This window comes from Ornithinibacter sp., assembly GCF_035443565.1.
Taxonomy (GTDB): domain Bacteria; phylum Actinomycetota; class Actinomycetes; order Actinomycetales; family Dermatophilaceae; genus Fodinibacter.
Window position 1 is genome coordinate 1 of sequence record NZ_DAORSO010000101.1, and the last position, 8,735, is coordinate 8,735.

An 8,735-nucleotide genomic window follows, 5' to 3' on the forward strand; every position below is an offset into this window, starting at 1 on the left:
CTCGTCGCGCAGACCTCCCGCACCCGGGGGGTCTTTTGCTTGTCGGGAGCGTCGCGGGCGCGGCGTGACCGGGGAGCGAAGGTCGTCCGCCCCCACCCCCGGGCGGCACGACAGCAGAGCTGGCCCGAGAATGGACACGAGCAGCACACGTCATCGCCCCGGCCCGCAGGGCCGGGGCACACGACGCCGGGTGAACCGGCAGACCGATCCGGGTGAAGCAGCGCATGAGCGACCTCCACGTCTACGACACGACGCTGCGCGACGGCGCCCAGCAGGAGGGGCTCAACCTCTCCGTGGCCGACAAGCTCGCCATCGCCTCGCACCTCGACGAGCTGGGCGTCGGCTACATCGAGGGTGGGTGGCCCGGAGCAAACCCCAAGGACACCGAGTTCTTCGCCCGCGCGGCCCAGGACCTCACCCTGCGCAACGCGACGCTCGCGGCGTTCGGGGCCACCCGCCGGGCCGGTGGCCGCGCCGAGACCGACCCGTTGGTGCGGGCCCTGCTCGACAGCCAGGCGCAGGTCGTCACCCTGGTCGCCAAGTCGCACACCGGCCACGTCGAGCGCGCCCTGCGCACCACCCTCGCCGAGAACCTGGAGATGATCCGCGACACAGTCTCCTTCCTGCGGGCCGAGGGTCGTCGGGTCTTCCTGGACGCCGAACACTTCTTCGACGGCTACGCGACCGACCGCGACTACGCCCTCGAGGCGGTACGGGTCGCCGCCGAGTCCGGCGCGGAGGTGATCGCCCTGTGCGACACCAACGGCGGGATGCTGCCCGACCAGGTCGCTGAAATCGTGCGCGACGTCGTGGTCAGCACCGGCGCCCGGATCGGCATCCACTGCCACAACGACACCGGTTGCGCCGTCGCCAACTCGATGGCCGCTGTCGAGGCGGGTGCCACGCACGTGCAGGGCACCGTCAACGGGTACGGCGAGCGCACGGGCAACGCCGACCTGCTCACCGTCGTCGCCAACCTCCAGCTCAAGAAGGGCTTCGAGCTGCTCGAACCGCACCGGCTGCAGGAGTCGACCCGCATCGCGCACGCCATCGCCGAGGTGACCAACGTGCCGGCCTACTCCCGCCAGCCCTACGTCGGCTCGAGCGCCTTCGCGCACAAGGCCGGCCTGCACGCGAGCGCCATCAAGATCGACCCGGACCTCTACCAGCACATGGACCCCAAGCACGTGGGCAACGACATGCGAATGCTGGTGTCCGACATGGCTGGTCGCGCCTCGATCGAGCTGAAGTCGCGCGAGCTGGGTTTCGACCTCGACCCCACGAACGAGGTGGATGCCGCCACCCTCGCCAGGGTGCTTCGCGCCGTCAAGGACAAGGAGCTGCGCGGCTACACCTTCGACGCGGCCGACGCGAGCTTCGAGCTGCTGCTGCGCCGTGAGGTCGACGGCGCCCTTCCCGCCTTCTTCGAGGTCGAGTCCTGGCGCGTCATCACCGACGCACGCGGGGAGGACGACGCGCTCTCCGAGGCGACGGTGAAGCTGAGCGCCGCCGGTGAGCGGGTCGTCCAGACCGGCGAGGGCAACGGTCCGGTCAACGCCCTCGACCACGCGCTGCGTGCGGCCCTGGCCGCTGCCTACCCGGAGATCGGCCACCTCGAGCTCATCGACTACAAGGTGCGCATCCTCGATGCCGCCCACGGCACGGATGCCGTGACGCGGGTGCTCATCGAGACCTCCGACGGCACCACCTCGTGGATGACCATCGGGGTCGCCGCGAACATCCTCGAGGCGTCGTGGGATGCCCTCGTGGAGTCGGTGACCTACGGGCTGGTGCGCGCCGGCGTCGCCCCCCGCTGACCCGCTTCCCCGCGGGAAGCCTGAACGGCATCGAGGACGGCCAGGAGGCCCACCGAGCAGGCCGCCCTCAAGACGCTGTACCTGGTCACCCGCGGGATGGACCCCAAGGGCACCGGGCAGGCACGATGGACCATGCGGTGGAAGCCCGCCCTGAACGCGTTCGCCGTCACCTTCGCCGACCGCATGCCGGCCGCCGAGAACCTCTAGCAACATGAACGCCAGATACACCGTTAATCGGACAGTCCCTTGGGATCAACTGGCTGCGGTGTCTTTCGCCATGCTCGCCGCGCTGGCGTCACAGCGTTCCGGCGTTCCGGCGAGAGCGCCCCTGTCACTGCGGGGTGACAGGGGCGCTTGTCCTCACATCAGGACGTGTCGTCGCGCTGAAACAGGGCTACAGGTCCCTGTGATGGGTCACTGACCGGTTGGACGACGGAGACCAGCGCCCCGTTGGTGACCGCGACTGTGACTGATGAGCGGTCCCCAAAGAAGGTTGCACCGGCCGTTAGTTGTTCACCGAAGCTGACGATCTGGAGCTGAGGTCGATCGAAGGGACGTGGGACGGGATCCGCGCGCTCGACGGCTGCGGAGATGACGTCGGGGAGATCGGTTGATGGCATCTCCTCGAGGTGCATGCCGAGAACTGTCATGGACCCCACGACGGTGAGTGTGGTCCAAGTGGTGTTCTGAATCGCATCGTCGGTAAGGACGTGAGTCACAACGGCCCAGGTTGCTCCGTCCGAGGTGGCGAACTGGATGCCGAAGTCGCTGGTGGAGTGGTCGTTGGTCCAAGTGGGAGCCGGAGCAGCGACTGGCCACCAGCGGTCCAGGGTCAGTACGCCTTCGAGCATAGTTTGACGATAGTCGACAGGTTGGAGCTGTTACACACGTCGTACCCGCGGAACCGGGCGTGGGCGGTGGCGTTGGACCAAAGGGCGGAGATCGACATCATCGGGTAGACGCGGTTGTTCGCCGCGCCGAAGGCCTGGCTGACCGTATTTCCCGGGTCGAATACGCCCGACTTCGAGTGTCCGGCGCCGCCGCCGGCACACAGGGTGTCTGTCTGCAGCGGCTTGTTGACACCGCAGTAGAGGCTGTAGCTGAAGCTGGCGCTAGCGGGACCGAACTTCTTGGTGATGATGGGCGTCATGGTCCATGTGCGGCCTCCGCTGAGCGTCTGCTTGAGGATGACTTCGTAGCGGTCGACGACCTTGCAAGTGCGTGGTGTACCAGAGCAGTAGACGCGCTCGAGGGCCCAGTAGGCGGACTGGTAGATGTAGTCGGACTTCTTCGCCCCGCCGTTGTAGCGGAAGTTCTCGGGCACCGATGCATTGACCGCAAATGCCTCCGTCATCGTGGAGGTGTCGTACTCCGAGAAGTTCTCAGGGGCGGGCCCAGCGTTGATGCCTTCGTCCTGCATCTGGAACGCTGTCCAGGTTTGTCCTTCGTAGTGGTCTTGGTCCGTGACGATGACCGTGTAGTAGCCGTTGTCCACAGCCACGGCTGTCGTAGGCGATGCGCCGATGAGCGCTCCGACGGCCAAGGTGACACCTAATCCCAGGGCTGCGATGCGTCGACGACGTGGGGTGTTGCTCATGGGTTCGTTCCCTCCCGTGTCCCCAGCGCCGTTGCCGAGGTTGCTGGGACTGTACTCTGCACTTCCGTCCTCGGCGAGTTCAACGGGTCGTTGCAACACCGGTCTGTGTGAGCGAGCGTAGTTGCTCTTCGAAGACCTCTGCTGGGGTTCGCCAGCCGAGGATCTTGCGGGGCCGGTTGTTGAGCGCGTGAGCGACGGCCTCAAGGTCTTCGGCGGACCACCGTGACAGGTCGGTGCCCTTGGGGAAGTACTGACGCAGCAGGCCGTTGGTGTTCTCGTTCGTGATGCGCTGCCACGGTGTGTGGGGGTCGGCGAAGAACACCTGCGTTCCGGTTTCCAGCGCGAACAGGGCGTGGTCCGACAGTTCCTTGCCGCGGTCCCAGGTCAGGGTCTTGCGCAACTGCTCAGGCAGTTTCGTCATCGACGCTGTCAGGGCGGCGTTCATCGCGACGGCCCCGTAGCCGCCCAGAGACGGCCCGTTCTTCACGGCCGGCTGCTCACCCCAGCCCTGCATCCGCGGCAGGTGCACCAGGAGCGTGGCGCGGCTGCTGCGCTCGACGAGCGTGCCGATCGCCGACCGGCCTGTCCCGAGGATCAGGTCGCCCTCCCAATGCCCAAGGATGGCGCGGTCCTCAGCCTCAGCGGGACGCTCGCTCAGGACGACTTCGGCGGTCACGTGACCCTGCGGCTTGTTCTGTGATCGGGCTCGCGGCTCTCGCAGCGCCCGGCCTGTGCGCAGACAGGTGACCAGCTCACGCTTGAGCGCACCACGGCCTTGGATGAACAGCGACTGGTAGATCGCCTCGTGGCTGATCCGCATGGACTCATCATCGGGGAAGTCGACCTTCAACCGGTGCGCGATCTGCTCGGGGCTCCACGCCGCCGGCCCCGGTCAGATCAGCCTCTCGCCAGCCAGCATCCTCGGTGCAACGCCTCCTGAACGGCTCGTCCTCCCCTCGCCCAACGGCTCTGCGATCTGTGCGGAACTGGAGGCCGGTGGAGTAGTGGTCGTGGCGGCCTCGCTGCGCAATGCCGGGGCGGTTGGTCGCTGGCTGAGCGGGCAGCAGGCGGCCGTCGGGATCGTCGCCGCAGGGGAGAGGTGGCCCGACGACGGCTCGCTGCGGCCTGCGGTCGAGGACCTGTGGGGCGCCGGCGCCGTGGTCGAGGCGCTGGTCACGCACGGCCCCACGACGACGGTGAGCCCGGAGGCGGAGGCCGCGCGAACGGCATCCGGTGTCGTTCGTGCGGACCTGCCACGCCAGCTGGCTGCGTGCGCGAGTGGGGTCGAGCTCATCGTCAAGGGCTTCGCGGCGGACGTGGCCATCGCTGCCGAACTGGACGTGTCGGCTGTCGTTCCCGTGCTCACCGACGGCTGGTTCGCCCCAGCCCTGACCGACCGCGGACTCAGGAGCGCTCCGCCGACTCAGGGCCGGATCCGGCCCTGAGTCGGCGAGCTGCTCCTGATTCCGCGGAAGCGGTGGCGGCGTCGAGGACGGCCAGGAGGCGTTGGCGCAGGTCGTTGGACCGCAAGGCGAACCCACGTTGCGCCTCGACGTACGCGGCCTTCCCCTCGGGGGTCTCGATCGGCACCGAGTCGTAGCCGAGGTCGCCCAGGTCGTACGGTGACGCGCGCATGTCGAGCACCCGGATCTCGCGGGCGAGGTCGAACGCATCAGCCACGAGGTCGCTCGGCACGAGCGGTGTCAGCTTGAACGCCCACTTGTAGACGTCCATCCCGGCATGCAGGCACCCGGGTTGCTCCATGGCCACCTGGCTCTCTCGCGTCGGGCGCAGGGCGTTGCGCGGGCTCGCCGACTCGGTGAAGAACCGGTACGCGTCGAAGTGCGAGCACCGGATGCCGTGCGCCTCCACCACCGCATCCGTCCCCGCGCTGCCGAGCCGCAACGGCCACCCGGCATGACGCACGTCGTCAGCGGGGATGCCGTGCACCATCGCCCACTCGTGCAGGCCGAAGCAGCCGAGCTGCGCCGGGCGCGATGCGGTGGCGGACAGCAGACCCCTCACGAATGCGATGGCGGGACCGCGGGCGGCGACGAAGGCGTCGACGTCCAGGCGCACGGCATCCGACTCGGTTCGGTAGTGCGTCCACCGCGCCCGCGGGAGGTGCGCGGCCTCCGCGAGCACGACGCCGGGGCCGGGGTGCCAGCGCCGCAGGCGTGCGGGGGAGTTGGTGTAGTAGCGGAAGAGGAAGTCCTCGACGGGGTGGGTCCGACCGCCAGACCGCCGGTCGCGGTGCGCGGCCGTCGCCGCGTCGATGCGCTCCTCGTGGGCGGCCTCGAGGGCCAGCCACTCCTCGGGGGCCAGCACGCGGGGAGTCACCTCACCACGGTACCGACGCGAAGGTGCCCCGGTGTCAGGTGACCCCGGGGCTCCATCTGGACGGCTCAGTCCTTGGGGTAGGGGCCGTACGCGTTGTCGTACTCGCTGTCGATGACGAAGAAGTAGAGCAGGATGACGATGCCGATGATCGGCACGAGCCCGACGAGCAGCCACCACCCCGAGCGGCCGGTGTCGTGCAGCCGGCGAACGCCGACGGCGAGGTTCGGCAGGAGGAGGGCCAGGCCGGCGATGCTCGCGATCCAGCCTCCTCCGTAGGTCGTGTCGCCGTACGTCAGGCCGGCGGCCCGGTCGATGACCCCGGCGACGACGAAGACGATCGTCACGAACAGGTACCACCACCAGTACTCGCTGCGTCGTGCGCGACCGGAGAAGGTGGCGTACTTGGAGAAGACGGTGCTGACGGCCTGGCCGAACGACATGACGGTGCTCCTGTCCCGACGACGTGCTCGCTATGCCACGGTAGGGACCCGCGCTCCCTCGTGGTGGGACCTCCCGGCGGGCACGTCCGGCCGTGTCGCCGTCGTCGTCGAACCCCGGGAACCTGCGGGGGGCCGCCGCTCGCTGTGGGAGATGATGGTGGCTTCACCCCGCGTCGCCGGGATCCGACCACCCGACCCGACCCGATCCACACCGACGAGGACCTCATGACCCGCTCGACCCTGCCGATCCTTGCTGCGGCGAGCGCGATCGTGCTCGCCCTGTCGGCGTGCAGCGGCGACCCGGCGGAGCCCGCGCCGAGCACGGCTGCGGCGACGTCCGCTGCCCCTGCTCCGTCCCCCACCACCTCGGATGCCGTGGCGCCCGAACGGCTGTACGTCGCCCTCGGCGACTCGCTGGCTGCCGGCTACCAGCCGGGGGGCACCGAGCTGCGGGACACCGCCTACCCGGCACTCGTGGCGAGCCGGCTGGAAGCCGCGGGTGCCGAGCTCGAGGTCGAGAACCTCGGGTGCAGCGGGGAGACGACGACCTCCCTCATCGAGGGTGGCAAGTGCACCTTCGAGGAGGGCAGCCAGCTCGAGCAGGCCGAGGCCGTGTTGGCCGAGCGGGCTGGCGAGGTTGCTCTCGTGACCATCGACATCGGCGGCAACGACCTGCTGCGCTGCGTCCGCGGCGGAGCATCCATCGACACCGCGTGCGTGACCGAGGGCGTGCAGACGGTGGAGAAGAACCTCCCGACGATCCTCGAGCGGCTGCGCACGGCTGCTGGTGCCGACGTCCCGGTGCTCGTGCTCGGCTACTACAACCCGTGGGTGGCCGCCCAGACCCTGGACCAGCCGGTGGCCGGAGTCGAGGAGGCGGCGCAGGCGTACGCCGACCTCAGCGACGGCATCGAGGCAGCCGCGAAGGGCGCCGGGGCGACCTTCGTCGGCCTCGACGAGGCCTTCGCGACCGACGACACGACGCCGACCCAGATCGGCGGCCGCACCGTGCCCGAGAACGCTGCCCGGGTGTGCACGCTGACCAACCTGTGCACCGCGCGCGACATCCACTTCTCCGACGAGGGGGCCGCGACCGTGGCCCGGGTGCTCGCCGAGGCCGCCACGACGGCCGGGGTCACGGCCGCGGGCTGACCCAGGCGGTGGACTCACCCGGAAGCATGCCGTCGACGATCGGCGGCCAACGGGCTCGACGGGGTCATCGACGTGGCCCGCCGGCGGCTCCCGAAGGAGCTCGACCTGCCCGCGGCCGAGATCGTGGCGTCGACGCTCGGTGCCGACGTCGTGGCGATCGGCGCCGTCGACGCGGCGGTCGAGGCCGCCCGAGAGGGTGCGCTCCACATCGCGTAGCGCGCCCCGGCATCCGGCCGAGGTTCCGGCGGCGCGGCCGTAGGCTGCAGCCATGCGCATCGCGAGGTTCACCACGGGCGAGGACCCGGCCTACGGGCTCGTCGACGGGGCAGGGGAGAAGATCGCAGAGATCACCGGCGACCCCCTCTACCAACGCATCGAGCTGACCGGGGCGGTCCACGAGGTCTCGGACGTCCGCCTGCTCGCGCCGGTCATCCCGCGCAGCAAGGTCATCGGCATCGGGAAGAACTACGCCGAGCACGCTCGCGAGATGGGCGGCGAGGCGCCGGCGACCCCGCTGATGTTCCTCGTGCCCAACACGGCCGTCATCGGCCCCGGTGACCCCGTCGTCATGCCCCCGCAGACCAGCGAGGTCGGCTACGAGGGTGAGCTCGCCGTGGTCATCGGCCGGCTGTGCCGGAACGTCGATGCCAGCGACGCGCTCGACTTCGTCTTCGGCTACACCATCGCCAACGACGTCACGGCGCGCGACCTTCAGCGCAGCGACGGCCAGTGGGCCCGGGCCAAGGGCTTCGACACCTTCTGCCCGCTCGGGCCGTGGATCGAGACCGACCTCGACCCGGGTGCCCAACGGATCGTGACGATGCTCGACGGGGCGATCGTCCAGGACGGTCCGACGTCCGACATGGTCCACGACGTCGCGAGCCTGGTCGCCTTCGCGTCCGAGGCGTTCACGTTGCTGCCCGGGGACGTCATCCTCACCGGCACCCCGGCAGGCGTCGGACTCGTGGATGCCGGGCAGCGCGTCGACGTCGACATCGACGGCATCGGGGTGCTGAGCAATCCGTTCGTGCGTCACTAGGCTGTCCCCACCATGACCGAGAGTGAGCAGTTCGTGTCCGAGACCTCCGCCGCAGCACCCGTCGGCGCCCTCACGGGGGCGGTTCGGCTTCGTGTCGCGCCGTCGCCGACGGGTGACCCGCACGTCGGCACGGCCTACATGTCCCTGTTCAACCTGGCGTTCGTTCGCCAGCAGGGGGGCCGCTTCGTCCTGCGCATCGAGGACACCGACCGCACGCGCTTTCGCGCCGACTCCGAGCAGCAGGTGTTCGACACGCTGTCGTGGCTCGGGCTGACCTGGGACGAGGGCCCCGACGTCGGTGGCCCCTTCGAGCCCTATCGCCAGAGCGAGCGCCTCGACACCTACCGGCC

The 8,735-nt window shown here is 69.5% G+C and carries 10 protein-coding genes and 2 pseudogenes; 7 read left to right on the forward strand and 5 right to left on the reverse strand.

Going from position 1 to position 8,735, the window contains the following annotated elements; translation table 11 throughout:
• Nucleotides 1-224: 224 nt before the first annotated feature.
• On the forward strand, nucleotides 225-1,817 hold the full coding sequence (cimA, locus tag PLL68_RS10500) for a citramalate synthase (RefSeq protein ID WP_324533846.1): 1,593 nt from the start codon (nucleotides 225-227) through the stop codon (nucleotides 1,815-1,817).
• Nucleotides 1,818-1,865: 48 nt separating this feature from the next.
• Nucleotides 1,866-2,024: pseudogene (locus tag PLL68_RS10505) on the forward strand (IS256 family transposase); the annotation flags it as partial.
• Nucleotides 2,025-2,182: 158 nt separating this feature from the next.
• Here the strand turns inward: PLL68_RS10505 and PLL68_RS10510 are convergent.
• From PLL68_RS10510 to PLL68_RS10520, 3 genes and pseudogenes are all read right to left on the reverse strand, one after another.
• A complete protein-coding gene (locus PLL68_RS10510; protein ID WP_324533848.1) occupies nucleotides 2,183-2,668 on the reverse strand; it encodes a hypothetical protein in 486 nt (161 codons plus the stop codon).
• Nucleotides 2,650-3,414 (reverse strand): hypothetical protein, encoded by a 765-nt coding sequence (locus tag PLL68_RS10515; protein WP_324533851.1) that lies wholly within the window; start codon nucleotides 3,412-3,414, stop codon nucleotides 2,650-2,652. Before PLL68_RS10515 ends, PLL68_RS10510 begins: the two co-directional genes overlap by 19 nt.
• A gap of 79 nt (nucleotides 3,415-3,493) precedes the next feature.
• A pseudogene (locus tag PLL68_RS10520) lies at nucleotides 3,494-4,294 on the reverse strand (IS30 family transposase); the annotation flags it as partial.
• On the opposite strand from PLL68_RS10520, the gene PLL68_RS10525 reads away from it, so the two are divergent.
• Nucleotides 4,233-4,859, forward strand: a complete 627-nt coding sequence (locus tag PLL68_RS10525) for a 2-phosphosulfolactate phosphatase (RefSeq protein ID WP_324533853.1) — start codon at nucleotides 4,233-4,235, stop codon at nucleotides 4,857-4,859. The pseudogene PLL68_RS10520 and the gene PLL68_RS10525 sit on opposite strands and share 62 nt — an antisense overlap.
• Here the strand turns inward: PLL68_RS10525 and PLL68_RS10530 are convergent.
• The gene (locus tag PLL68_RS10530; protein ID WP_324533855.1) at nucleotides 4,819-5,754 is read right to left on the reverse strand and encodes a 3-methyladenine DNA glycosylase; all 936 of its coding nucleotides are present in this window, start codon (nucleotides 5,752-5,754) and stop codon (nucleotides 4,819-4,821) included. The two genes, PLL68_RS10525 and PLL68_RS10530, sit on opposite strands and share 41 nt — an antisense overlap.
• Before the next feature lie 65 nt (nucleotides 5,755-5,819).
• A complete protein-coding gene (locus PLL68_RS10535; RefSeq protein WP_324533857.1) occupies nucleotides 5,820-6,194 on the reverse strand; it encodes a DUF805 domain-containing protein in 375 nt (124 codons plus the stop codon).
• Between the two features lie 225 nt (nucleotides 6,195-6,419).
• On the opposite strand from PLL68_RS10535, the gene PLL68_RS10540 reads away from it, so the two are divergent.
• The 4 genes from PLL68_RS10540 to PLL68_RS10555 form a co-directional block, all read left to right on the forward strand.
• Nucleotides 6,420-7,346 (forward strand): SGNH/GDSL hydrolase family protein, encoded by a 927-nt coding sequence (locus tag PLL68_RS10540; protein WP_324533859.1) that lies wholly within the window; start codon nucleotides 6,420-6,422, stop codon nucleotides 7,344-7,346.
• Between the two features lie 72 nt (nucleotides 7,347-7,418).
• Nucleotides 7,419-7,562, forward strand: a complete 144-nt coding sequence (locus PLL68_RS10545) for a hypothetical protein (protein ID WP_324533861.1) — start codon at nucleotides 7,419-7,421, stop codon at nucleotides 7,560-7,562.
• 52 nt (nucleotides 7,563-7,614) lie between these two features.
• Nucleotides 7,615-8,385 carry a fumarylacetoacetate hydrolase family protein gene (locus tag PLL68_RS10550; protein ID WP_324533863.1) on the forward strand — a complete coding sequence of 257 codons (771 nt, stop codon included), beginning with the start codon at nucleotides 7,615-7,617 and terminating at the stop codon, nucleotides 8,383-8,385.
• A gap of 12 nt (nucleotides 8,386-8,397) precedes the next feature.
• Nucleotides 8,398-8,735: glutamate--tRNA ligase family protein (locus tag PLL68_RS10555; protein WP_324533865.1), on the forward strand; the 338-nt coding region annotated here is incomplete at its 3' end.